The organism is Candidatus Poriferisocius sp. (assembly GCF_965208355.1).
In the GTDB taxonomy this organism is placed as follows: Bacteria; Actinomycetota; Acidimicrobiia; order Acidimicrobiales; family Bin134; genus Poriferisocius.
The window spans coordinates 2,665,464-2,691,532 of record NZ_CBDBOM010000003.1; the positions used below are offsets into that span (position 1 = coordinate 2,665,464).

A 26,069-nucleotide genomic window follows, 5' to 3' on the forward strand; every position below is an offset into this window, starting at 1 on the left:
TCAGTCAAAGCACCCAGACGACGCCCTCTCCGACCTCAGCACCATCGCCGAACTCGCCGCAGAATACGAACAAACAATCTCATCTCTAGAAGAGATGGAAAAGGATACGAACAAACAATCTCATCTCTAGAAGAGATGGAAAAGGAATGGAACAACTATCCTCGCAACGGGTCAAGTCTCGGTAAACCGGTCGATGTATGCTGCTTGTTGGAGGACGTTTCCGTGTCTGATGGTGATGGGCGGGGCCGCGGGCGCGACCCGGATGGGCTGACCGAGCGGCTGCTGGAAGCGGCTGCCGAGGTGTTCGTGGAGCGCGGATACGGCGAAGCGGTCGTCACCGAAGTCGCCCGCCGGGCCGGGGCCACCACCGGCGCGATCTATGCGCGGTGGCCCCACAAGAACGACATGATGGTCGCCGCTCTGGAGCATCTGCTCGACCAGATCACCCCCGAGCAGAGGATGAGGGAATTCGGGATCAGCGAGCTCCCGGCATCAGAGATCCTGACAGTGTGGGCGGCGTACCTGCTCGTCCACGATGCCGCGCAGGACGTGCTGGTGCAGGTGTTCGGCAGCGCCCGCAGCAACGACGCGGTCCAAGAGAGCCTTCGCCGGTTCCTCGACGACCAGGCCGACCAGCTGGGCGACCTTGTCGAGAGAGGCAAAAGCGAGGGATTGTTCGATCCCGCATTGACCACGGCCAGCATCGTCTTGGCGATCCAAGCAGTCGGGATCGGCACCCATCTCCTGATCTCAGCCGAACGGGCAAACCGCCACCTCCCCGGACAGCAAGACTGGGTCGAATTGATAGCGAGGATGATCGGCGGAACCGGCCCAACAGCCGACTAGACCGGCCCCCGGCAAGTCCCGCCGCCATGCACGAGTTCCGCCACGCCACGACAACCGGCCGAACCCGGGCAAGCCGGCCGACAGAAGCACGGGCAGCGCCACGCCTCGACCACTCCCAGGGAGCCCGTCCCCGGCGCGAAACCCGCGGAGTTTCCCCGCTGAACGGCGATCCCCGGGGACTGGCTTTCCCGGGCGTCAGGCGAGAAACTGGGCGCGGCAGAGCCGCAGCCGGGAGGGCTCGCGGCGCGAGCGCCTGCCGACGGCCGGGGACGCACCAGAACGGCATGCCGAGGCGGCTTGTGCAGGCGGCGTCTCACCGGTAGGCAGGAGGCTTGATGGTAGGAGCATCAGGGGATCCGCAGGGGGCCGTCGAGAGGTGGTGGGCGGCAGTCGCCGACGGGGACGGGGTGAGCATCGTCATCCTGGCGGCGGCTTCTGTCGGCCCGCTGCTGCTGCGGGTCGCCTTCGAGTATCTGGTAAGGCGCTTGCCGGGCGAGCCTGCGGGTCCGGGCCTGGGGCGGCGGTGGCTGCGGTTCCGCAGCGTCTTGCAGCCCTCCCGATATGCGCCCGTCGAATCCGTCTACGAATACGGGAGGATGCCCCTGGACCCGCGCCTGAAATTCAACGGCCGCCTCGGCATTGCGAGGCGCCTGTTCTTCCTGGCGACGAGGCCGAGCTCGCCGAAACCGGCATTCTTGGTCTCCTCGGTGGAGGTGTTGGACTCTGTGCAGGTGCGACTGCCCCCGCAGGGCCCGGTTGTAAGGCAACGGACCGCCGGCAAACGCATCTTCATCGCCCTCCACCCCAACGAGAACCCCAAGCACCTGAAAGGGAGCTTGACCTCCGGGCGCGCCAGGCCGCTGAGGACACTGCTGGTCTGCCCGCTCGAGGACTTCTTGGACCCAGACGGCCCGATTGCCGGCCTCTTGGACTCAAAGGGCCCGATCGAGGATTCCTCGGCCCCAGACGGCCAGATTGAGGATTTCTTGGCCCCAGACGGCCCGATCGAAGTCTTGTTCGTGGACCGCCGATACGCGAAAAAAGCTGCTGATGACAAAGGAGCAGCAGTCGTGTACAGCGCGGACCCCCTCTACGCCCAAAGACAGCACGATGAGATAGTCAAGACCGGCAAGCTGCCAGATGACGCCATTTGGCTGTTCCTGACCGACCCCAGCTCGGCCACAGGCGAAGAAGATCCCGATCGCAGCTCCGACCAAGCCGCCGCAAGGGACGCCCAGAGCAGCCCGGGCACAAAGGAGCAGGTCTGCCCGCCTTGCGGAAATGAGAGTGACGAGCGCGCTCTGCCCGAGCCTTGCGGAAACGAGGCTGCCCAATGCACCCCGCGCGAGCCTTGGGATGCCACACGGTGGGGCCGATACCTGGCGACCGCAGTGCCGCTCGCAGCCGGCGCAGTGCTGCCTTGGTCGATGATCGACCATGGATGGGGGACTGAACTGCCCGGTCCGGCGCTGATCGGCGTCATTCTGGGCTGGGAACTCGTCTCATGGGTGGGAGTGAGCATGCTCGTCCTGTCCTGCTACAGGTACCTCAAATACGAAAAAAGCGCTGGGCGCCAATGGACGGCGACAACCACCAGTTGCCTCGCTGACGGAAGGAAGATCCGCAGAGGACACCGCAAGAACATCAAACGCGGCAACAGATACCGTACTCGCGCTGGGCCACCGACAGGTCAAAGCCGAATGGCGAAGCTCCGCCTCCTCGTTGCTGCACTGAACCCTGCCAAGAGATGCTCAAAGGCCCAGAGCGAGAATTCGAATCCTAAGCTGCCCTAGAGCCGAAGCTGCAACCGGTAAAAGAGCGCGCCCAGCCCAAGTGGATCCCCGCCAACGCGGCACAGGTCCCCGGGACACCGTCGCCGTTGAACCCGCAGGAGCAGTACCCGCTGGCGGCGGGGAGCTCAGTCGGCCGCCGCCCTGTGTGGGCTCCCGCTGTGGTCGGCTACCGTTGGCCGCTGCCAATTCCCATTGTTCAGGAGCCCCCATTGTGAGCCGTCTGCCGCCCCATGTCACAGCCCAGCTAGACCCGGCCATCGACGAGCTGGCTGGCGCTTTGACCGCCCTTCATGCAGCGCTCGGCAAACTGGCGGCAGCGGCGAGGGCCGACCTCGACCCCGACACCGCCGAGACCGCGTTCTTGGCGTCGGCTGCGGCTGCGGCCCGCACGGCATTCGGGTCCGAGGCCGACGCCGCCGAGGCGATAGGGCACATATCTGGGCTGTGCGCCGATGTGAGAAAATTCCTTGACCAGCAGAAGTCATGATCGATACCGACGTCACCGCAAAGGCACTGATGAGATGGCCGAAGCGCTGCCGGTGTGGGTAGGGCAATCGGGCCGCATCGGGTCTGGGAATTGGGCAATACGAAGATGTACGTTGACCCGCAGGAAACGGAGGGCTCAAGGTGAAGCTCCCAGCCTCCTACACCAAGGAACAGGCACTTGAGGACGTCAATAGATTCCTCGATCTGATCTCGAACAACGACCATGACGAGATCTTCAAGATGGCTCCGCTGATGGAAGCCATCTCAGCTGCCTTCGACACTTCCACAGGCAATATTCGCCACGGGCAGTTCGAATACGGCATAGATGGCGAGACGTTGGAGCACTCGTGGACGACAGCTCGGCGAAATGCCCTCAGGTTGCAAGGCATTCTTGAATGGCTCCTCAGCTCACCGTAGCCACCGGTTCACAAGAGGGCGTCGGATTGCCTGTCTACAGCAGCATCCAGTGCTGGTCGATCCGGCGCTGTGTTGGCACCAGGTTGGCACTTCCCAATCATCGTCCACCGTTTCGGCGCGGGCGATCGTGCGGATTGGGCGGGCAGCTTTTGGGTGTGTGGGCGACTGCTGCACACAGGTCAGCGGAATCTACGATGACCGGATGCCCCGCCCGCTTGCCCTGTTGCTGGCGGCGGTATTGCTGGCGGCCTCCTGTACGTCTGAGACGAGAACCGAGACTCAGGCGACTCCCCCGCCGGCCCCCAGAGCCGCTGCTACCGCCAGGCCGACCCCTCAGCCCACTCCGGCGGCAGCGACACCAGAGCCGACCTCTGTCCCAACCACGTCCGAAATGCTGGACGATCTGGCCGTTGAGCCTGAGTACGGGGGACTGGGATATGAGCGGGCGGACTTCGAGCATGACAGGGGATATCTTTGCGACTCCGCCGGCACCGACCCATACACCGGGATCGCCTTCGATCCCTCGACCTGCGACGTAGACCACATCGTCGCAGCAAAGGAAGCATTCGAGTCGGGTGCGTGGGAGTGGGATGCCGCCCGCCGGCGATCGTTCGGCAACGATGCCCTGAACCTTGTCGCAACCCGTGACTGCGTGAACCGGTCCAAGGGGGCGGGCGACCCGGGAGAGTGGACCGGAGGTGTCGGGAGCGGAGCGTGCGAAGGGGTGACTATAACGGGCAAGGGCTGGTGCTACCTGGCCTGGAAGACGATAGAGGTGAAGGCCGCATATGGCCTGTCTGTGGACGAACGCGAGAGGGACGTTCTCTCGTTCGTGCTCGGCGGCTGTCCCGAGAGCGGGCCTGTGCCTCCATCAGATCCGTTCAAATTGTCCTTCGCTTCCCCTCCAGAGCCGACCAAAAGGCCGGACGAGGAAGCGATTTCACCCGCCGGTCCCACCGGGGCCAACGATGAATGCCATCCCGCCTACAGCCCTTGCTTGCCAAACCTGCCGGGCGACGCGCTCAACTGCGGCAACCTGGCCGCAGGCCAGAAGCCGGTCACGGTCCATCGGCCGGGAGTCGACCCCTATCGACTGGACGGGGACGGGGACGGAATCGGCTGCGAATCCAGTTCAATTGCTGAAAGGCCTACTCCTAGGCCCGTCCAACAGCCTGCTGTGACATGCACGCACGATGGAAGAGGTCACGGCTATCTCGGCTATAACCCAGGAACCCACACCCATCCCTTTGCGGGACACGGGCCGCACCAATCAGGGAAGTGCGCGGGAGTGTGATGCGGGATGCCGACCAGTCATTGAGTTGGGGCCGTTAGAAGGGGCGCATCAAGGACAGCCCGTCGGCACCGCCCAAGTGGCCAATCCGGCTGCCCATCGGAGTACTGCCATTGTTGGAACTGGCGCATTGTGCCCCTGACCGCCAAGGCAGACGAGTCCGGGTGTTGGCCACCTGACCCGTGTTCGTTCCTGAATGTTGACCATCTCAACTTCTCACGCCGCGATCCCAGACCAGAGGTAGATGGACTATGGCATCAGAGGAAGGGCCACCCAAAGAGCTAGAGGATACCTACAACTCCCAAGATGTGTTTGATGGGACTTTTGAAGATCTGCCCGAAGCGCTAAAGCGCATGGGCGAGGAACACTTGAACGACACCTCACGCTGCAGATTGGATCAAACGATCAGGTGCGCCGAGCGCCGACGCGTGAAAGACCATCTCACAGATTGCCGCGCCAACCAAGGGAATTGCACGGCCCAAGACAGCAAGTCGGGCAGAGCTGCCATTTGGCTCAGGGCGTGGCCGACTCCCTAAACGATCACACGCGTGGAAGAACTGCTTCCAGTGTGGGCGGCATTGACAACAAGCCTGCGACCGGCCATAGCGCTCCGCTGCTATCCGGTACCAGGTCCCGGGGATTGCTCTCGATACTGCTGAGGCTCGGCAGCACCCATAGATATTTTCCTCCGACGATAGGAAGGCTCCAAGAAAAAGTGGGTGCTGAGGGACGACGGCACAACAGATATGTCCTCCAACCCGAACGCTGTTAGGACTGCCTTTGCACAATCCATTAGCCAGGGTGCCCTTCTTGGCGAAATGTGCACCTTATCTATGAGAATTTCCAGATCGACGGGCATTTGCACACCAAGAGGCGGTGGCAGTTCGTCGATTGGTTTGTCGGCACTCTCGAGCTTGTTCTCGATGTCTAGCGAGTAGATGAACCGCAATTCACTCTCATGCTTGAAATCTGCGCTCTTGTAGCCAGCTACATCCAGCGGGTCAAAGGATTCTCCCGGCTCTATCTCTATGAAAACCGGCCTGTCCTCGTACCGCACATCTTTCAGTCTGAATTGGTCTTGTCCTGGAGTCGACTTTTCGACAGGGCAGCACGATTCTAGTCCTGAAATGGTAGTAGAAATGGCAATGCCCTTTCCGGGGGTGGTGTATAAGTCCCACATATACACAGATTCCTGCTTCAACATAGACCAGCAGGAAACTGATGTCTGATTTCTCGTGTGGTCGTAAATGTCGTGAAGATGCATAGAAAACAAGGTGTAGTCGCACCAATTGCCTTCACGTCTATCGTCTAGGTCCACAAGGGGAGTCAGCCATAGGCTTTGTGTGGCCAAAATATGCACGAACTTGTCAAAGTCCATGTACTTCCACACCCTCGTATTCTTATTTAGGTCTGCGTGCAATTTAGGCATGGTGACTCGTGCCTCCTAGTTGACCCCGATATCGAATTCCATCTGATGTAGCTGTTCACTGTTCAGGATTCGCAGCCCCATCCGTCGCGGTCGCGGTCCAGGCGGTATGGGTCGATGCCGATGGTGAGGACTCGGATCGGCTTCAGCGATGACGGTATGTCGCCGCAGTTGAGCGCGTCGCCGGGAAGGTTGGGAAGGCATGGACTGTACGCGGGGTGGCAGTCGGAGCCGCCGGTCGCCCCGGTCTGAGTCGAAGGAGTCGGCTCCGGTGTGGGCAGAGAGCCGACAGGGCCGGACGGCTGCATCGGACCGTCGGCAGGACAGCCACCCAGGACCTGCGCAAGCGCGTTCTTCTCGGCTTGGTCGACTGACAGCGAGTAGGCGGCTTTGACCTCGACTGTCTTCCAAGCCAAAAAGCACTGGCCTTGGCTGGTTGTCGTCACGCCTTCGCAGATTCCGCTGCCGATTCGGCCCGACCACTCGGCCATATCGCGAGCGCCTTTGCTTCTGTTCACGCAATCGCGTGTCGGCACGAGATTCAGAGCATCGTTTCCGAACGTCTCACGGCGGGCGACATCCCAGGACCACCCCCCGGACTCGAATGCTTCTTGTGCGGCCACGATGTGGTCCACGTCGCAGGTCGACGGGTCGAAGCTAATGCCGGTGTAAGGGTCGGTGCCGGCGTCATTGCACAGGTAGCCCCGGTCATGGTCGAAATCGGCCCGGGAATAGCCCGACCCCCCGTACTCAACAACGACGGTCAAGGTGTTGAGCACGTCGATCACCGTTGTGCCAGTGCCGACATCGCCTTCCGACGGGTCGGCTGAACCGCCGTCTGCCGTGCATCCTCCGGGCACGAGCTGGGTGTCGACGTCGAATTGGCATCGGTAGACGTTCAACAGGGCCTCCTGGCTCTGGATCAGCCCGTCGCGCACGTCGAGGTCGTTCTGGCTGGGGTTGGGCGGCGCCACGCCGGGGGCAACCAAGTCGGGATTCGGGCACTGGCCCGGAACCACATCGACGTCCACTCCGAACAGGCACCTGTAGGTGTTCAGCAGGTTCTCCTGGTTGGCGATGAGCTGGTCCCGCACCTCGACATCGCTTTGGGTCTGCGCCGAGGCGACAGGAGCGAGCAGCACCGCCATTAGGACGAGAACTGCGGCGAGCCTTGTTAGCGGGAGGGATTTCGGGTTGTTTCGCACGGGCCACAAGCTACAGCCGCGCGTGCCGCTTCTCTCCCATCGGGGCTGACAGCCTTGGAGGCTGCATTGCCGCCCTCTAGCGGCTGGGCTCCGCAACCGACCCCAACACGAGCAGGAGATGGCGCCAGCCGATGCACGGCCCAGCGCCTCGCTAAGACGTTTTTTCGTAATCGCGTCCCAGCTAGCTTCTTTGGTGCAGGTCGACGACCCCCTGCATGTGCCGCACAGCTTATGCCGCAACCAGCGCCGACGGTTCTTTGCCTTCGTAGGCGCTGCCCGGCCGCATGATGTATCGATAGAAGCCACTGCGGGCAAGCAATTGTGGGCGTGCTACCTTCACTTCGATTTGGCTGCCGCTGCGACCCCTGAGCAAAGGGAAAGCAAGATAGCGGCAAGACGACTACGAAGGGACCAACGGTGGATGAGGGGGATCTGCAAGGTGCGCTGCGAATTCTGCATTTGCTCAATACTGCAGGCTCCTCGCCGGTAGAGGGAAGCCATGCCAGCGAAGCGGGGGCTGTTGCAGTCGTTGCCTCTGAAATGAAGATCCACGCGCTCGATTTCTGGATGCGGAACCCGGACTATCTGGCCCACGAGATCCTTGTTCTCGTTGATAACGGCGAACTTGACCAGCAGTGGATGGATCAGGCCGAAAAGCTCCTCGAGGGCGACGAGCCCGACCTGCGCCGTTACCCGATGCTTCGCTACAAGTTCGGAGCCTACGAGCCCATTGACAACTCGTTCTCATATCTTGTCGCAGCAGGGCTCGCGGCGTGTCATAGGTTCGGCGAGCCGGGGAAAGTGCAGAGAACCGATTTCTACTTGTTTCAGCAAGGTCGGGCGCTGGCAAAACAGATAGTCGACGAGTACGCCGAATTGGAGTGGTACCCCCGACAGGCCGGCTTGGTGGCTCTTGTCGGCAATGGCCGCTCAGGCAGCGAATTGAAGGGCCGGCAATATGAGTTGGCTGAATACGCACAAACGAGGATCGGGAGCGTGATCCAGCCGATTGCCGATACAGTCCTAGAAAAGCTCAGCGAACTCCGGGCCCGGCTATGACGAGCGCATCCTTCGTGGACGCTGTCGCCGAGCGCAGCGGCACGCCCGTGGACATGGTGGCCGACCTGCTGAAGGCAAAGCAGGTGCCTACAATCGACATTGTCGGCGCGCCACATCGGCTCCGAGTCAAACGTCTCGCTTTCACGGGGAAGAAGGCGGGAGTCAGCAGCGAGGACATTGACTTCAACCAAACGTTCGGGGACGGGCTCTGGGCGTTTGTGACCGAGAAGAACGATCGGGGCAAAACCAGCGTTATGGAAATTATGATGTGGGCGCTGCGCGGCCAGCCCAAACGCCTGCAAGACGACGTCCGGTCTTGGCTTCACACGGTCACTCTCGAAGGCACGGTCGACGCCAGCCCCTTCACTGTCCATTTTGACCTGGTCGGCGGTGTGCCTGGCGGATCCCTTACGCACGGCGGGGAGTCGCAACCGTTCTCCAGCGATGCCGCGTTTGCAGACACCATGTCGATGTTCATGATGGAAAAACTCGGATTCGACACCTTTCCCCAGTGGGTCAACAACAGGGGAATCTCCATCCATGGTTGGCCGTTGTATTCGACCGTCTTGTACTTGCCCCGCGAATCGCAGAATGCCGTAATCGGTGACACTACCAAAGCGGGACTCGCTCAACGGCTGGTTCAATTGTTCATCGGAGTTAGATGGGCGCGAACGCGCATTTCGTCCCAGGCAGCCCTCAAAGCCGCACAGTCAGAACACGGGGAGAGGGCGGAACGCATACAGGTGATCCAAGACACAGCAGACGGCATCCTGGAACACCGACGGCAAGAGTTAGCCGATGCCACGGCCGAGATCGCAGCACTTCCAAGCGATCTTCCTACCGATGAAGAGATCGAACAAGCCCGAGAGGAATGGCTAGGGCTCATTTCGCGGCACGCCGATGTCGAAAACGAATTGCGCGAGGCCAGACGAGACGCCAGAGAAGCGGACAGGGAAGCAACACGGCAGCAGAAAATCCTCGACGACTTCACCGAGGCGGCCCTGGCCCGCAAGCTGTTTCAAGGGCTCAACCCCGTCCGCTGCCCAAGATGCACTGCCGCTATTGACGAACATCGAAGAGAAGCCGAAAAGCGCGATCACTTGTGCGCCCTATGCAACCGCCAATTGAACCTCGAGTTGGACGCCGAAATCGAAGGCGCCGACGTTGGCAACGGAGACATCGACGAAACCAGGACCGCCGAAGAGCTTGAACAGCTCATAAACGAGGCAAGGGAAGCCGCCGCCGACGAACAGGCTCGGGTCGCGGAATTGGAAGCACAGGCCGAGTCTCTGGCCGTCGAGACAGATGCCGCCAAAGGCCGCATTGACGAGCACAACAACAAACTGGCCGTCATCAATCGACGGCGTGAGCTAGAAGCCCAGGTAGCAGCCATACAAATAGTGATAGAAGATTTGGGGAATCTTGCCGTCGACGCGCCGACTCCGGTTTCCACAGACTCAGATGTGGAAGACCGGATCCGGATTCTCGAAGCCGCTGCAGGCGAAGCAAAACAACGGGTCGACACCGCATTCGCAGAAGTCATGGGGCTGATCAACCAGGAGATATTCGATCTGGCCCGGAGATTCGGGCTGGAGAACCTCCAAGAAGTCCGCCTAAATCTCGCCGCACAGCTTCGACTAAAAAAGGGAGACGTCGAAGATACTTTTTCGAAGCAGACGCCAGGCGAGAAGCTGCGGTTGCGCATCGCGGTCATCGTTGCGCTCCTCCGCGTCGCCCACAATCTCGGCATCGGCCGACACCCGGGGCTACTGCTGATCGACTCCATTGGAGCCGAGGAAACCGAACCCAGCGACTTGGCCGCTTTCATGCGGGAGCTCGGCAGTGTGACCAACCAACTGGGCATCCAGACCATAGTCGCTTCAGCCCGGCCCGAAGTCTCAGAGCATGTCGCCGAGAATCGGTGCATAATTGCCAGGGGCGAAGAATACCTGTGGTGACGATGGGAGCAGCTGAGCATCTCGAAGCCAAAATCGAGGAAATCTGCGCCTTGGGTCAAGAAGTCACCCTCGGCGCAATCGGAGGATTCAACGCCATCCCAGCAGAATTGGCTAACTCGGCCATGTTTCCGTACGCGGCCGAGGCGATAGTGCTCGGCTGGGACGAACTGGATGACAGCCAACATGGGGCCGCGGCCAGTATGTTCGTCACCGCCATCACGACAGCCCAGTCGGGGTTGGCACTCAATGACACTTGCAAAGCAATAGTGCCCTCCGCGGCGGCTCTGGAAATCGACATCCGACTCAAGGACGCCCTCCGCGAGAAGGCCTCAGCACGGTCAAACCCCTCCGAAGGCGCTCTCGCCGCCATTTCCATTCAGTGGCTCGCTCATCTCGCCGTGGGCATCCACACGGCCCGGCCGGGCCTCTGCGACCTGTTCACGGTCATCCCCAGCGAAAGTAGGGAGACTCGAGAGTTCGCAATTGCGGCAGCTCAAGCTGCTGGGATCGCTTACGACCATTGGAGAGACCAGAACGCCCGAGAGTGCCTATTGCGGCTAACTGACACCGACGCGGAGGCCGACGCGTGGTTCGGCCTCGGGCAAGTGATGCTTGTAGATGCCCTAGAAGAAGACGGAAGCGACGCCATGGTGGAAGGACTACAAAGAGCCCTGAGTTGCTTCGAGAAATCCGAAAGAACCGGAGAGAGCCGCTCGGACGCAGCGCTGTACGTCCACATCATCCGATTCGTAACAGCGCTTGCGAAAAACGCCACCGCCGAAGAGCTTCGCCCACACGTTCGCGGAGCAGAAAGGGCCCTAGCCGAGTACGTGCTTGGAGGCACCGGGCTTCCTGAACGGCCAACATGGCTCCGACCACGATACGCGGCCGAGAGCGCTTGGATTTCCGCAATCCAACGCATCCACCAAGCAGTCGGCCCACAAACCCGAACCCACGCTTGGTACAAACCGGCAATGGTAATCAATTCACTGTCAGACGCATATAAGGCATCCAACAGTCTTCTGCCGCTCAGGCACAAGGATGACGACGCCGAGAAACCTGCAATGTTGACAAGGATGATCGCTCCTCGCCTCACAGCTCCGTTCCTGGAAAGAACCGAACGCCTCGCCCTCGTAGACGAATGGCTGAAGGAAAGCGACAGCCCCGACGCTGAGGCATTCGCCCAACTGGTGAAAGAAGCCGCGGAACGACTCTTGGACAATGATGCTGTGAATTCGCAGGTGGTGTCCCCAAAAGCGCAGCCGCCGGGATCTATCCGGCGGTAACGGCACTCCTCGGAACCGCGCCTTCCAGCACAGACCCGGTACTTCTCTCCCAAATCGAAGCCGGACTCCAGTGTCGCGACGCCTTGTCAAGATCAGAACTCGCCCCTGTCGTCGAAGAAGTAGTCGGCAAAGCAATCGAAAGACTCAGAGAATGCCCCGACTTCACGGCTCCGAAGCGAGAGCAGATCACTCCGATCATCACCTCGGCAATCCGGTTTCTCGCCCGGTGCCTGGATGAACAAGAGGGAGGGTCGAGCGGCAGGACCGCGTACCTGTTCGACCCTGACGCCGACGAGGACGACCTCAGGACCGACCTGGTCGACTGGTTCAAAGGGAATGGGCTCTACGGGATGTACCGAGAGCCGCAGAACATCGGAGGAGGGCGACCCGACATCACCTTCGCATTCAACGAATTCCGCTTTGTGATAGAGCTCAAACGCGAACTGGTCGACGCGACAGAACCTTCACTGGGCAGATACTTGCGCCAACCCGCCGCATACCTAGCTGCCGACATCGCGGTCGGAATGCTAATCGTGCTTGATCTCAGCTCTGGGCCGCTCGCAGCTCACATACGCGACAATGTATGGGTAGATCGACTGGAATCACCTGAACCAGAGGGCACAGACAGGTGCTTCCTCGTCATACGGGTCCCCGGCAACAGAAAATCACCCTCACGGCTACTTTCAGCAACAAACCGAGAGTTGCGAGAACAGTAGCGTCAGCCAATACCTTATTGCTGCGGCAGGCTGGCTGACGTCCACGCGTCACACACAACACACTTGCGACCGGCAAACACCGGGGCGGAGGGCCTAGCGGCCGACTTCGATGTTGCGTACCGCAGCGGTCGAGCGACTGGCAGGCGCGCCAAGCGGGGCAATTCGAGCGATCGTCGCGTCGTCGCCCGCTGTCCCGGACCGCATGATCACCTGAGACCCGCCATATGAGAATCCCACCGTTGCCGCCTCCGCAGCGCCGGATGCCGCCCAGAAAAAGCAGAGACTGGCCATTCGATGTCGTCGCCGCAGGCGTTGCGATGTACCTGGCCCACCGCTTTGTGCTGTCCGATCTCGTCGGGCAATGGCCATCATTCTTCGTCTTCCTGGCCGCCCTCTCCCTCTACCGCACCGCGTCGCGGAGACGGCGGCGAGGCCGGGCCTGACTCAAGACCAAGCTGTCGCCGCTGCCGCAATTGCCGAGGGAAGTCCCAACATCCGAGGAGGCTCCCAATCAGCAGTGGCACAGCAACAGGCCCTTTCGTATCCGGCCCAATTGCTCTCCGGTGCCTGCAATCCGCTGATCCAACCACCCAGCTCAGACAGGGCCGAAACCCCATTCGCACCGGTCCCTGCGATCTACACCGGTCGGTTGCGATGTGCCGGACCGGCCAACATGACGCGTCCGCCACAACCATCTGCAGCGTTCGCCTCTACTCAACTTCCCAGAGGCCATAGTTGGGTGAAGCACATGCATCAAGCACTAGGACGGCGTAGTTGCCACCATCTCCCGCATATGCGACAACCTTGTCGAAACTCTTCAAGTCGATCTCACACAGGCGTTCTACGCCATTTGGCGGATCCCTGTCAGTCTTGCACAGTTCTCGAAGTTGTTCAGCACCTGCACCGTAGTCGCACAACAAAAAGACAAGCCATTTGGCTCCTTGATCTTTGTCAGACTTGCAATCGATTACCTCTTGCGTTCTCTTGGCCAAAATGTCTGTATTGTCGAATTGCAGGGCAGCGATCGGCAGTATCTCAACAGTTATTCCTGGCGGGCGCTCTGTGTCGGGATGCCGTGATTCTCTCACTCGCAGCTTCAAGTGGGCGTTCCGTTTTATTTCCCTTTGCAAAAGACTATTGTACAAGTTTGGATCGTATAGTCTCGGGTCTATTCCCGTCTGGTACTCTCGCTCGATTTTGCGCAGGGTGGGGACAATTTCCTCAACGATCTGTTTGACTTCTTGCGAGTTGAGCATGTCTTCGCCGTGAACGGACAGAGGCTTGATTTCAATTGTCCAAGCGTTCTTGGTGGCAGGCTTCTTGTAGTGTCGTCTATGTGTTGATGCCAGGTTCCTCCTGCCACCATCCGAACTAGTGACCTCTACTGCTACTGTGACGCCATTCGCAAGGACGAGGTCAGCGTCATAATTGCCGCCATCGGATCCTGGCAATCTCCAGTTGACCCTGGCGCTTTCTTGGCCAACGATTGTCTTGAGTACTCTGATCGCTTCACGTTCTTGAGGCGATATGGTTCTTGCTGGCTCTGAAGCGCTCATGGTGATCGGTGACCATAGGCCGCTCGCAGTGCCACTTCCAGGTGATTTCTGTTCCCCTCTTCGCTGAACAAGCCGTTGACGCAGCAACCGGCGCTGACCTGCACCGACAGGGTTCCGTCGGCAATTGCACCCCACGGTGCTGTTCCTTTGGCTCTTAAGCGGGCTCGTGGAAGACTCGCCTGAGTGGCATCGCCTGCGCCCAACAGCGATGGCGGCCCGCCTGTCCCGCCGCTTCTCGTCATCGTCGTCCAGGTCGCGGCGGCCATTTCGCTGATCCGGGTGGCCCACTGGCTGGTCCCTTTGCCTGGCTATTGGGACTTGGTTGTGTGGATAGGCGTAGGCGCGCCGCTAGTTGCGTCGATCCACCGATTCAACAATGCCGGCTACGGCACAGCCACACGCCCGCCCCTGTGGGACCGGGTGGTGAAGGCCTCCTGGCCCAAGGCCTGCCAGGGGCCCCTGGCCATGATCGCAGACTTCAGGGGCTGTTCCGGTAGTAGGCCTCGGCGAACCAGGTCGACACTCGGATCAGCGGCCGATGGGTGACTGTGAAAAAGGCGATCATCCCCATCAGGGCCCCGAACCACTGCAGAAACCCCCTGGCCAAGCCGAACGACTCGAGCAGGCCGAACACGACCGCCACCGCGAGCCAGGCGATGACGATGAACGCGGCTACCGGCGCCCCGCCCTTGTCGCGCTTGGAGATGACCCGCCAGAAGGCCGCAGCCGGAATGATCGCCGGAAGGATCAAATAGGCCAGGAACTCCGCCACACTCAAACCGGACTCCTGGAAGTTACGCAGCGTGAAAGTCATCGACCCTGCCGCCAGCGCTGCCAAAAAGAGATTGAGGAGCCAGTAGCGCCATCCCTTTCCGCAAGTGCCGCTCGGACGCTGCGGAGTGCGGGGTTCCCCAGGCTCTGACTGCTCTGGTAGGCCATCGGCGATCCCAGCCCGGTGTTGGCGGAACACCGCCAACACCACCACGGCGGCGCCGAGCCCTATTCCAAGCCAGGCCATCTTCTGCTTGTGCCTCATCTTGTGATCCCTTCTGGGTGGTTGGTCATTCCTGCCGACAGAGAGTTAACGCAATCGGCAGGAATGGCTGTCCCCAGTAAGGATGCCGAGCAGTCCGCAGGGGTGTGACCGTCCAACATAAGGATGACTTTTACGGAAGGGGCACCGCCGCATCCCGGGCAGCCGCATACGCAGACCCAAAGGGACTGACAGGTCGCCGAAGGACGACCCTCCCGACGACGTGCCCGGCGACACGTCGATTTGGCCGCAGTTTGAAGTTGTTGTGGCCTGTCGGTGTCAGATCTGGCCGGGGGAGGGCCCGATGGCTCGTCTAGGCGTGTATTGGATTTCGAGGACGGAGCAGATCGACTGGGCGATCTCGGGTTTGCTGCGGTGGGTGTTCAGGTACATCTGGGTGCGGAGCGACAGCACCCTCCCAACGAAGTCTGTGCGATGGTCCGGGTAGATGGCTTTGAGCGAGTCGCGTTCGCCGGTAGACAGCTCTTCGGCGTTGTCCAGTTCGCAGAAGTAGCCGAGAATCTTGTAGGCGGGAGTATTGTGGTGCGCCACGACTGCATTGACGGCTTCTCGTATGGCGGGGACGCTCACGGCGTGAACGGCAGTCTCGATGCTGACCATCGTCCATACGAATGAGATGAAGGTCATTAGCTTGATGCACTCGTCGAGTTCCATGTCCGGCGTTTCGGCAACAAGTCGCAGTGCGAGCTTCCGTATTTCGTCTTCGTCCTTTAGGACAACATTGACGAGCTTGAAAGAGCTTTCTGCTATTACCTCTACGATCTCCTCCACCCGGTCCTTTTGAAGCCGGCCGTGCTGGTTTCGGAGCACCTGTCCCAATATCTCGTTGTTCTTTAAGATGCGCAGGGTTGACATGCTCGCGTCGTCGTCGACCTCATCTGGGAGTTCGCTGCTGGCCTCTTCGACTTTCTCCATCCGCCGGCGGATTTCCGCGCGTTCTTCTTCGACCGATTGCTCTGAGAGCACACTTCTGGAGAGCTCTGGCACGATCCTGTCGAATCTCGCGGTCTCCTCACGGTGCAGCGTTGCTATTTCCAGGCCGTCGCCTGCTGTTTTGGTGTGGTGCAGGATTTCGTCGATGATGGAGTTGTCTGTGGCGTGGTGGATTGCGAACAGCAACGTCAGGTGGTTCTCGCGTGAGTGGCTGAACTCGGCCAGTTCCGGGAGGTGCTGCTTGCCCAGTTCGGGGTTGGAGGCGAGCAGTTTCCCGAGGAAGTAGTAGTACATGTAGGCGGTCTTGAACTCCCCCGCCTCGGTGATGATGCCGTATTCCTTGTGGGTCAACCGGTTGATGAGAGATGTCTCTATGAAGTAGTCGCCGTGGTATTTCTGCCTGAAGGCGGCGAAGTCGACTGCCTCTTGACCCTGCCGTCTTGCGAGGAATGTCGCCAGTGCCAGCTGCTCGGCGAAGTTGAAGCACGAGTTGAGGGCGTCGTCAGTGTTGGCGACGCCTGCGCGGCTGAGGCTGGCCACTATGAAGATGTAGTAGCAGTGGCCGTAGGACGTGATCGTTATGGGGGCGGGCATGATGGTGTCGTAGATGTGGAGGACTGAGAGGACGTAGAAGGGGTACCGGGGAACGATCCTTTTTGAGAAGATTATGGAGTTGACGTGGTCCTCGGCCTGGTCCACCAACCCGTCTGCCAGCGCTTCGTCTCGGTTCAAGGTGGCGAGCCGCTTCCTGATCAATACCTCCTGCTGGGTGCGTGTCAGCGGCTTCAAGCCAGCTACCTGGAAGCCGGCTGTGCGGATGTCGTCTATCAAAAAGGCGTGGTAGGTGTCAGACGATGTGAACAGGCATATCCGGTCGAAATCGCCCAAGTGCTTCTCTATGAACGAGAGCACTTTGGGAGACTCGGTCACATGGTCTACAAGCAGGGTCTTGTTGTCCTGTTGCTTCCACAGGTCGTAGTCGCCCTGGAATTGGCTCTCGTACAAGTCCCGCAGGAACCTGTTTCCGAGCTGCCCCGATGCTTTGTCCATGGTCACGAGCAGAACCGGCTCGTCCCTGTCGATGAGCGTCCGGACGACATGTTTGGCCAGGGCGGTCTTGCCCGATTTGTCTTGGCCGTGGACTATGACACGCTTCAAGCCGAGCAGGTCTTCAGCTGATGACAGCACGTCTTCCTGATATCGCTTGGAGGTTGTCTCACGCGGCTGGGTGGCGAGGTGCGGGAACACGAAGATGTCGTCCAGCAACACCGGCTGCGATGACGGCAATTCGGAATCGTTGATCTCTGTGAGGAACTCGGGCTTGGGCGCAAATGTCGTGCGGAGCTCGTCGACGACCGCTTCGATCCCGTCGCTCACCACCAGCCAGGCCTCGTCCTTGCTCGGATACGACGTAACCGGGGCTCCGTCGGTGGGCAGCGCCTTGATGTCGTCGTCCTTGAGGAGGTCTTGCCATCGGCAGGGGCGGAGAATGATCGGGACGCGCACAACCGGATGGCCGGTCTCTTCCAGCTCCTTGGCGTCCCGCCATTCCTCCATGCACGCCTCGGAGTCCAAGAAGTCCGGGCTCAACAGGAAGGCGATGATGTCGGACTCTCGCAAGTTCCGTCGGGTGTACTTGGAGATGCTCCGCCCAGGGGTGATCGCGGTGTCATCCCAATCCTGGAGGACGCCTTGCCGCTTAAGCATGCTGAGCATCTTCTGCATGTCCGCCCGGTGGTTCTTGTCTTCGTGCGAATAGGAATAGAAGAGGCGAATGCGTCGCCTGTTTGAGTTGTCGGCCATCTGCCTACCTCGGTGCTGGCGGTATCGGGTGCGGATTCTACGCTGGCGTTGCCGTCCCTTTGCGACTAGAGGCTGCTGACAAACCCGGTCAAGTCGCCACCCTCATCGGAAGGCGAGTTGCCTCTTGCCGAACACACGCCCAGCCAGACCAAATGAGCAGCGCAAGGCGACCTTCCGAATCTGACTTCGCTGTGCGGCTGAGAGCTCGCACGTCTTCGGCGCCGACCACCGCAGCGCAGAGGCACCCAGTTGGGGCGAACGGCAGGTTCTCCCGGCTCGCGATCAGGTTGCGAGGGGCAGTCTGAGCCACAGTGGCAGGTGGTCGCTCACGGAGTGCTCCGATTTCTTCCACAGCGCCTTTCGCTCTGCCTGCTCGAGGTCGTCCCATGTCTTGTCGTAGATCGCTTGGCTGAACAGTTCCATGAAGTCGAACACGCCGTAGTCGGGGCCGTCGCCAGACAAGGGCATCTGCTCGTTCTTGTCGTAAGCCGGCAGCCGCGGGTCGTGGGCGAATAGTCCGATGTGGTCGTAGGTCTGGTTCAGGCGGGCATTGGTGCGGAACACCTCTTCTTGGCCTTGGTGCTTGTCCAGGAACGGGAAATTGATGAACGCGCCATCGCCCTCTGCGCCTGCGCCGAGTTCTTTGATCTCCTCGTCGATGCGGGGGCGGTCGCTGTCGGGTTTGTCGAAGTCCAGGTTGAGGTCGCCCATCAGGATCAAATTGATGCTGTCGTCTGCGACGAGGCGGCTTTTGATGAGGTCCATGAGCGCGGTGAACTCTCGTCGGCGGTCGTCGATGCGGTCGCCGAAGATGAGATGGGCGCCCACTGCCAGAAAGTCGTAGGGCTCCCCGCTCGAGGTGGGGATTCGGAATGCGGTCACGTACGGCTGGCGGGCGAACGTCACAAAGAACGGCGGGCGGAACTCTCCCGAGTCGCCGTCGCAGTCGTCCAGCGCCTGCTTCAGCCCTTCGGCGTTCTCGACGAGGGTCCGATATGTCTTGGTCCTGTCGTAGGTGAGGTCGCTGGCCAGCCTCCTGCGCTCCACCGCGGACCAGCGGTATACGAACCCCAGGCGCTCCCTGAGCCCCGGATCGCCGGCGAACGCGCCGGTTTCGTCGGACACGGCAGCGGCAAAACCCCCATCTGTGCCATCGACAAGCTGGTTCATCTCGTCGATGAGCCTGTCGAGGCCGCCGAGGTCCGACATGATCTCCTGCACTCCGAGCAGGTCGAATTCGGCGCACACCCTCGCAAGGAACTTCCAGTCGCCATCTGTGCGGTTGTCCGGGTCGCCGAGCTTGCGGATGTTGAACGAGCCGAGCAGCACCGAACCGGCCGCCCGCTCCGGGAAGCCATACCTGCCCGGGTCCTCGTCGAGCGCCGCGTTGATGCGCTCCCATTCGCCGGGTTCAAAATGCTTGGCCATGTCGCCTCCTGCGAGTCCCATGCCTGTCTCACCTGTTCAAAGTGATTCTGGCAATGCCAAATATGTGTCACAAACAATTTACCCACCGCCTATGACAGTTACCCTGGGCCATCCACCCTGCCATCGGTGCGCGCCAGATCCTCAGGCTGTTCGGGCAGCGCGCGGGTCGAGCAAGCCAGCGCTCAGCGGTCGATATCAATCCATCGATTCGAAGCCGAGATGTCCCGGCCGTTCCGATCGGGCTCGCTATGCGACCCCCGCCGCTGGGTGGTCCTACTGCCCTGCACTGGCCGACCGTGCTTCAAGGCAATTCTCGCGGCATCCTGATCTAGGGTAAAGAAGAAGCGGGTCAGAATCAGCCAAAACGCGTTCCAACTCACAGAATCTCAAGCCCTCGACCAGGGGTCATTTCGCGTCGCACTCACCCCGGTAGAATTCCGAGAGCGCTCAGCTGTGGCCCCTGTTGTCTAGCCTGGCGTCATCCACCCAGCGGGCGAGCACGCTGAGGGCCGCAAGGCACTCGAGGGCCTGCTGTTTAGGGAGGTCGGCTGTGCCGTGCGCCTGGAGATTGCGGATCCCTTGGAAGCATCCTCGGCCGAACGACATCGCGCCCTCGTGCGCTGAAATCCATTCTTGCGATCTCTCGCCACTTCCGGCCTTTTCGGGAATATGGGGGAAGCGCAACCTGGGCCTGCCAGCCTTGGGCGGGTCAAGGCTGAAGGCCTCGCCGAAGATCGCGGCACCTGCGACGTCGCTACGGTCGATTTTGAGGCGAGTCTGTTCTTCGACCGCGGACGCGGCAGACTGGACGGCTTCTTTGAAGTGGCCGCTGTCCCATAGATCGACCGCCGCGTTCCAGACCCATCTGTGCAAGTCCCCAGCGGCCAGGAGCGGGCCCTTCGGGCCGAGGATCGCATCGAGTTTCTCCTGCTGCTCCAGAATGCCGATCAATCGCTCCGCTGCGTTCAGAGCCGCGCCCCATCCCCAACCTCTTGCCACGGTGGTGTAGCGCTTGAATCTATCTGAGGCTTCGTAGGGGTCGACCTCGAGGGCTATGGCCTCGATCAGTGGCTGGAGTCGCAGGATTTCAGTATTGACGCGACCCCGCTCGTCGTCCCCGCCACCTTTCCGCTGGTACGGGCGACCCCCTCCTCTTTCGGCTTCCTCTAGCTCTCTGTCCTTGACTATGAGGTCGATGAATCTGCCGATTTCTTCGAGTGCGGCGCTGGGGTCGGCAATGGACACGGATGTCTCGCTTCCTGTGGAGAACGGCTGTCCGGTCGGCACTCTACAGGCCTACTTCAGGGATTCTGGAGGGCGACGCTCAAGCAAGCACGATCTCCGCTCTATTTCTTGGGGAGCGCTCAAGGCGCCGGTCGCTGGCTGGCCTCAGGCAGGCGGTCATGGAGAGTTTGGAGAAGGAAGCGGCAGTAAGTGTGGGCGGCGTCAACGGCAAGGTGGGCGTGTCGAGGACCGAGTCCCTTGCTGGGCCTTGTCCTGCCGTGGTCGGTGCCGTACTCATTGCGCAGCTCGGCTACGCCGATGGCGACCTGCGACAGGCTTGCCAGGACGCGCACGATGGTGTCCTTGCCCTTGGCGGTGGGGGCGATTGTCTCAGGGTGGGCTTTGAGCGCCATTTGGACGGACTTGACGAGCTGGGGAACCTCGGCCCTCTCCTCGTATTCCTCCCCGAGGGCTTCGAGGACCTTCTTGCATGTGGCCTCGATCAGCGATTTCGCCGAGCTGATGGCTAGCGGGGGGTCGTCGGGGTCGAGCCGGCCGAGGTGCTCTTCGATGGAAGCCGGGTCGTCGAGGTGCTCGAGCGGCAGTTCAGCCAAACGGGGAAGGCGGGCGGGGCGGATACGTCCCCGGTCGTCGATCGTGTATCCATCCTTGTCAAGCAAACGGAGCATCTTGGCCAGTTCCCTCTCGCGGTACTCAGCCTCGACTCCCTCCCCCCACGACCAGACCTCCTCGAAGACCCGCATCGCCCTATCGACCTGCTCTCTGTTCTGCCAGTCGATGACATCTGCATAGGAGTCGAACAGCCGGCGACGCATTCCGCTGACTTCCCACTCCTCGGGCTCCGGACCAGGCACGAACCCCTCAGCATCAAACGCATCCTCAATTAGGCGCAGCGTCCCCCAACCCGAGCACAGCTCCCGAAACTCGCGTCGCACGCGCAAATGGACAAGATCGGCGCTCAAAACACCCTGACTGTAACCGCTCTCCCTCGAGCCTCAAGGACTGTTTTCTCACCAGCTCGAATCCCCTGCATATGGCGCTCCTCCAGACTCAACGACCCCACCGCAGGACACGTACCGTAATGAAACCGTCATAGTCCCTTCTTAATTCGGGCAAAGTGCTTTCAAACGCACTCGGAACGACAATCCAAAGGCCCAGGTGAACGAGGATATTTCCGATATCGCGCCAGCCCCGCTCCTATTCCTCTCCCGAATGATTCCGTTGGCGTGTTCGTCCCCGCTGCTGTCTCGCCAGCCTCAGGCACCAGCGTCAAAATTATGTCGGTCCACGCTTTGATGAAACACGGAGTGTTTGTGTCGCCCAGAGCGCATCCATGGATGCTCGAAACGGTGAGATCATTGATGGGGGCCTACGGACACGACCCAGGGCTTGTGCGCCCGTCAGCTCTCAGCCACCTTTTTGTCGAAGAGTCAGCCGAGACGCCTTTCAAGCACAACATCAGGTATGAGGGCGATGACGACCCGGATATCTAGTTAGGCCTATAGTTTCCGATCCTGAGGTAGTGACTTTCCTCCACGTTCAGTGAAGCCCCTGGATATCGTGCGATCAAGCCGTGATCAATGGTGGCGGCGAACTTTCGAAGATAATCTGTATGAGCCGCGCCGTATTGCAATTACTCACGTGTGAACAGATAAAGACTTCTGTCTCGATGGTACTTGTTGAGCTCCTTCAAATAAGGATGGGTTTCCATGATCAAATCAGCAAGCGCTTCCGCAGCAGCAGCATGACCCGCCTGGGTGGGATGAAGGCGCGCATCTCCTCCAAGTCCCCGCATCCAACCCTCATTGTTCCCGCAGAGCTCGTGCGAACCCCCGGTTCCATAGTCCCATTCGCCTAACTCACCTGCTTCGACGAGATTCTCGGCGGGGTACAGCATCGTCTGGTGGGTGCCCGTGCGATATAGCCGATACAGGTCCAGATAGTGCACGCGAATGTCTCCCAATTCGGCATTTGCACGGCCGACAGCCTGTTTCATGGTCGAATTGAGGGTCCTGGCCAACCAATTGAGGGCGTTGACTACATCCTCTACAGGACCATCGGGGACATATCGCAACTTGTCGGAACACCCCTGCGCTCTTTCGCCACTGCCACCATCTTGCCACTCATCGAACTCGGCGATAAGTGCGGGATATCCCACCACATAGAGCCGACCGCGATCGGTGAGTGTGATGTTCACAACATGAACATAGAAGTCGGCTAGCCCGCCCCTGATATCATCTGATTCGAATGCCGAGAACTTCTCGTCTATGAGCAGATCACAGGTATATCTGCCAGGCTCCTCTTTCTCATAGCGAAGCCCCGTACAGTTGTGAATTGGGTCAAGCAGGTGCGCAATATTGTCTGCTGTGTCTGTGAACGGGGAGCATCGGCTGAATGGATTGAAACAGTCCAACAGCTTCTTCTCAAACCTGCCGAAACCGATGTCGTTGCCCCCGAACGAAAAAGTCAGCACATCGACCCTCTCAGGTCCGGCCTGGCTGTATCTCCCTTGATCCCAGAGCCCTCTTTTTGTCGTTCTATTCTCTATCCCAAAACGAAATGATTCGACGTCGGGATAGAAGTTGAAGAACTGCTCGATGTGGTGCCCTGAGCAGGCGGTCATCGTCTCCGATTGCCAGTCTATTTCCCATTTTCTCTCTCGCAGAATCTCGGCTGCTTTGGGGCCGTATGCTTCGTCGCTCCGCTTGCAATAGCCGTCGGAGTTCTCGCCTAACATCCAGCTGTATGGCTCGATCCCCAAACCGGAGGAATAGGAGTCGCCGGAGGACTCCCATGACAAAGGCTCGGGAAACTCAGGCGGCTCTGTCGGGCAGCCCCCTGGAATGACGTGGGTGTCCACCTTGAACCGGCAGCGGAAGATGTTGAGATCCAATTCCTGAACGGCGATCAGCCAGTCGCGCTTCGATATGTCGGCTCTGGTAGGGGGCCCCTCGAACGGTGCCGGACCTTGCCTACCGTGCCCGGGCTTGCCGCTTACGCACCCGCCAGGAACAAGATGGGTGTTGACATCGAAATTGCAGCGGTAAATGTTCAAAAGAGCCTCTTGATCCGCGATCAACTCATCGCGAACAGAGATGTCGTGCAGAGTCGGCCCGCGGCTACCCCCCTGAGCATCTGCGCCTGTAATCCAAGGCAGCCACGCCACAAGACTGACCGCTAGAAGAATGCCCACAGCTTGAGATCTGCCGACCACAGACATGTTGGAAACGTAGCCCCACCGCAACGCCAGTGCACCGAAAATTCTTGCGGTCCCAATCCACAGGTGAAGGCCACAGCCCCCACGGGGGAAGGATCCCGCGCTGGCCCTCTCAGTGCGCTAAGTCGCTTTTCGCAACAGCACCAACGGCCTGGGAAGACGCTGTAGATCCGGTTGCTCGAGCCAGTAGATGCCAGAACTCGACTGAACGCGTTCGATGCCGCAATTCCCACGACCTACCTGTTCAGAAGGCATCAGTAGCGCGACCACCTTCCTATGTCTCCGGGGCGGACACCATCAGGAGGCGGAGCCAGCAGGCGATGTGGAACAAAACGACGAAATCCGTGTCTGATGCGCGGTCGATCTGGCCGTGGGCGACTCGGTTCCGAAGGTTCAGCGAGGTCACCTCTACGAGCGCGCCGCGAAGGTACCGACGCTCTGATTCTTCGAGCCTGCCTTCCAGCGATGACAGCAGCGCACCCAGGCTGAGAACCCCTCCTGGCATGCCGCGTGCCATGTCGGCTTGCCTGGTGACTCTTAGCCCGCCGTGATGGCATGCGTGGCGTATGGCCCGCTCAAGGCGCGGCGCGATAACCGACACGGCAGCGTCGGGGTCTCCTTGCTGCCACAGCCCGACTGACCGGGCGATGCGCTCTGCGACCGCCGGTTCGACGAGCTGAGTGGTGAACAGTTCGGTCAGCGCTTCGGCAGAGGCGGGGTAGCGGGACACGATGCGCCGCAAGGCCTGCAACCCGGGCAGCTGCGCGAAGAACAAGATGCTCTGTTGCTCGTGCCGGTACAGGTCGAATTCTTGGTGGCCCTCGACGTCTGAAACCTCCCACACAACGCTGTTGTAGTCACCCATGACCCTCCAGGGAATCAGGCGCTGGATTGGGTGCTCTTGGGCCAGGCGCTCGACGAAGTCCCGGTTCTCGTCGAGGTCGCCGGCCGGGTTATACGATCCGAATCGGGCAAGGGCCGAGTCGAGGTCGTCATCGCCAACAAAGTACGACACCCATTCTTCAATCACTTCCCCATCAATCTCGGTTTCGGCTTGGGCTGTTCCGTAGCCCATTTCGTCCCAGTCGATCGCCTCGATCCGGGTGACGATCTCGTCATGGGTCGCTGTGAGACCCTTGGAGGCCGCCAGTTCTGCGGCCCTCCTCAGCAGGGCATGCTTGCGCATCCCCTCTGCCAGGTCGGCTTGCGTCACATATCCGGCTACCTGCCGTTCCCAAATCTCCTCGCGCTCGTCGGGGCTGCAGAACTGAGCATGGATCTCCAACACGGACTCCATGACCCTGGGGTCATCCCCATAGACCTCCAACGCTTCGCCGGTGAGCAGCTCTGCGGCTGGCTCGCCGCGCTCAGCCAGCACTTCGAGAATCGGGATGACAACACCGGGCTCGTCAGCTGTGCTGGCCAAAGAGCGCTCGGCCATGTCTGCCAGCGCAGCCAGGACAGGGACATTCCGATCGGGCTGGTTGAGCGAAAGGCACAGCTCGAGCGCTCGTAGCAGGCCGTCCCGCACCTCTATCGGATGCCCCCAGTCGGCGCCAGCCGCCGCCGCATAGCTGTCGATGGCCAAAAAGGCCCATTCGTGCGGTTCAGCTCCCTGCCCGACCTCCCACAGCAGATCGGCCAGACGGGCCCGAACCAAAGGATGCACATCCTCAAGAGCGCACAAGCGCCAAACCTCGACTGCATCGGAGCTGACCTCGCCAAGATCCTGTGGAATCCGAAAAGGCTCGCCGGATTCAAGCACTCCCTCAAAGAACGGGCCGAAAGGGCCAAACAACTGCCGGGCCTCAGAATCAGCATTCGCGATGAGCCGGTACTGCAACCCGACCGCCAAACCCCGCAGCGGATCAGAATCAGCCAGCTCCCCGATCAAGTGCCTGCCAAGGCCAGACAGAGACAGACGCTTGCCCAGCCCCGGCATCTCACAGATCGCAGCATCAACCATCGCAGCCAGCGCCGAGCCGTCAACGGGTCCATAGTCGCTCGAGCCATCACCAGTCATCAGGCCAGTAAATCACACCCATAAAATTTGGCATTACGAATTTCCCCATCCCACATGCGATGGAAAAAGAACGCCGGCGTGCAAGGAGACCACCAGTTCCCACACCCCTCAGACCAGGGAAAACACTGCCGCACTAGCCGGCAGTGGCCAAAAAAGTTCCAGAATCTGGCGAAACCCGTCCCAAACCTCAATTCCGACGAGCCCCTGATCAGGCTCTACTCAATTTCGCGCACACGCCTACGTGGGCGGGCTGGCGCCTATTGCTAAGTGACGAATTCTAGGTGGGCAGCGGGAGTTAGGGGTGATGGGTTGTGTCAGCCAGCTATT

Annotated in this window: 19 protein-coding genes; 9 read left to right on the forward strand and 10 right to left on the reverse strand. The window is 60.4% G+C overall.

What is annotated here, in order from left to right; all coding sequences use genetic code 11:
• Positions 1-222 precede the first annotated feature (222 nt).
• The 5 genes from ACOGXH_RS13695 to ACOGXH_RS13715 all read left to right on the forward strand — a co-directional run bounded on the left by ACOGXH_RS13695 (position 223) and on the right by ACOGXH_RS13715 (position 4,836).
• The gene (locus ACOGXH_RS13695; protein ID WP_419929650.1) at positions 223-846 is read left to right on the forward strand and encodes a TetR/AcrR family transcriptional regulator; all 624 of its coding nucleotides are present in this window, start codon (positions 223-225) and stop codon (positions 844-846) included.
• Between the two features lie 335 nt (positions 847-1,181).
• The gene (locus ACOGXH_RS13700; RefSeq protein WP_419929651.1) at positions 1,182-2,639 is read left to right on the forward strand and encodes a hypothetical protein; all 1,458 of its coding nucleotides are present in this window, start codon (positions 1,182-1,184) and stop codon (positions 2,637-2,639) included.
• 211 nt (positions 2,640-2,850) lie between these two features.
• On the forward strand, positions 2,851-3,126 hold the full coding sequence (locus ACOGXH_RS13705) for a hypothetical protein (protein ID WP_419929652.1): 276 nt from the start codon (positions 2,851-2,853) through the stop codon (positions 3,124-3,126).
• Positions 3,127-3,266: 140 nt separating this feature from the next.
• Entirely contained in the window at positions 3,267-3,542 is a 276-nt protein-coding gene (locus tag ACOGXH_RS13710) for a hypothetical protein (protein ID WP_419929653.1), read from the forward strand.
• A gap of 391 nt (positions 3,543-3,933) precedes the next feature.
• Positions 3,934-4,836, forward strand: coding sequence for an excalibur calcium-binding domain-containing protein (locus tag ACOGXH_RS13715; RefSeq protein ID WP_419929654.1), 903 nt, complete (start codon positions 3,934-3,936; stop codon positions 4,834-4,836).
• Between the two features lie 613 nt (positions 4,837-5,449).
• Here ACOGXH_RS13715 and ACOGXH_RS13720 read toward each other — a convergent pair.
• On the reverse strand, positions 5,450-6,211 hold the full coding sequence (locus ACOGXH_RS13720; protein WP_419929655.1) for a hypothetical protein: 762 nt from the start codon (positions 6,209-6,211) through the stop codon (positions 5,450-5,452).
• Positions 6,212-6,324: 113 nt separating this feature from the next.
• A complete protein-coding gene (locus ACOGXH_RS13725; RefSeq protein WP_419929656.1) occupies positions 6,325-7,407 on the reverse strand; it encodes a hypothetical protein in 1,083 nt (360 codons plus the stop codon).
• A gap of 474 nt (positions 7,408-7,881) precedes the next feature.
• Between ACOGXH_RS13725 and ACOGXH_RS13730 the strand changes: the two genes are divergently transcribed.
• The 4 genes from ACOGXH_RS13730 (at position 7,882) to ACOGXH_RS13745 (ending at position 12,483) form a co-directional block, all read left to right on the forward strand.
• On the forward strand, positions 7,882-8,523 hold the full coding sequence (locus tag ACOGXH_RS13730) for a hypothetical protein (RefSeq protein ID WP_419929657.1): 642 nt from the start codon (positions 7,882-7,884) through the stop codon (positions 8,521-8,523).
• A gap of 14 nt (positions 8,524-8,537) precedes the next feature.
• The gene (locus tag ACOGXH_RS13735) at positions 8,538-10,481 is read left to right on the forward strand and encodes a hypothetical protein (protein WP_419929658.1); all 1,944 of its coding nucleotides are present in this window, start codon (positions 8,538-8,540) and stop codon (positions 10,479-10,481) included.
• Complete coding sequence (locus ACOGXH_RS13740; RefSeq protein ID WP_419929659.1) at positions 10,478-11,767, forward strand: hypothetical protein; 1,290 nt, start codon at positions 10,478-10,480, stop codon at positions 11,765-11,767. Before ACOGXH_RS13735 ends, ACOGXH_RS13740 begins: the two co-directional genes overlap by 4 nt.
• Positions 11,768-11,850: 83 nt before the next feature.
• Positions 11,851-12,483, forward strand: coding sequence for a hypothetical protein (locus tag ACOGXH_RS13745; RefSeq protein ID WP_419929660.1), 633 nt, complete (start codon positions 11,851-11,853; stop codon positions 12,481-12,483).
• 710 nt (positions 12,484-13,193) lie between these two features.
• On the opposite strand, the gene ACOGXH_RS13750 is transcribed toward ACOGXH_RS13745, so the two are convergent.
• From ACOGXH_RS13750 to ACOGXH_RS13785, 8 genes are all read right to left on the reverse strand, one after another.
• Positions 13,194-14,039 carry a hypothetical protein gene (locus ACOGXH_RS13750; RefSeq protein ID WP_419929661.1) on the reverse strand — a complete coding sequence of 282 codons (846 nt, stop codon included), beginning with the start codon at positions 14,037-14,039 and terminating at the stop codon, positions 13,194-13,196.
• Positions 14,040-14,517: 478 nt separating this feature from the next.
• Positions 14,518-15,075 carry a hypothetical protein gene (locus ACOGXH_RS13755; protein ID WP_419929662.1) on the reverse strand — a complete coding sequence of 186 codons (558 nt, stop codon included), beginning with the start codon at positions 15,073-15,075 and terminating at the stop codon, positions 14,518-14,520.
• A gap of 276 nt (positions 15,076-15,351) precedes the next feature.
• Complete coding sequence (locus ACOGXH_RS13760; RefSeq protein ID WP_419929663.1) at positions 15,352-17,829, reverse strand: TIR domain-containing protein; 2,478 nt, start codon at positions 17,827-17,829, stop codon at positions 15,352-15,354.
• 282 nt (positions 17,830-18,111) lie between these two features.
• Positions 18,112-19,278: an endonuclease/exonuclease/phosphatase gene (locus ACOGXH_RS13765; protein ID WP_419929664.1), complete on the reverse strand. Its 1,167-nt coding sequence runs from the start codon at positions 19,276-19,278 to the stop codon at positions 18,112-18,114.
• A gap of 426 nt (positions 19,279-19,704) precedes the next feature.
• Entirely contained in the window at positions 19,705-20,502 is a 798-nt protein-coding gene (locus ACOGXH_RS13770; protein ID WP_419929665.1) for a TIGR02391 family protein, read from the reverse strand.
• Positions 20,503-20,621: 119 nt separating this feature from the next.
• Positions 20,622-21,464, reverse strand: a complete 843-nt coding sequence (locus tag ACOGXH_RS13775) for an abortive infection family protein (RefSeq protein ID WP_419929666.1) — start codon at positions 21,462-21,464, stop codon at positions 20,622-20,624.
• A 671-nt stretch (positions 21,465-22,135) separates the two neighbouring features.
• The gene (locus ACOGXH_RS13780) at positions 22,136-23,722 is read right to left on the reverse strand and encodes a hypothetical protein (RefSeq protein WP_419929667.1); all 1,587 of its coding nucleotides are present in this window, start codon (positions 23,720-23,722) and stop codon (positions 22,136-22,138) included.
• A 271-nt stretch (positions 23,723-23,993) separates the two neighbouring features.
• On the reverse strand, positions 23,994-25,742 hold the full coding sequence (locus ACOGXH_RS13785) for a DUF7380 domain-containing protein (protein WP_419929668.1): 1,749 nt from the start codon (positions 25,740-25,742) through the stop codon (positions 23,994-23,996).
• Positions 25,743-26,069: the final 327 nt, after the last annotated feature.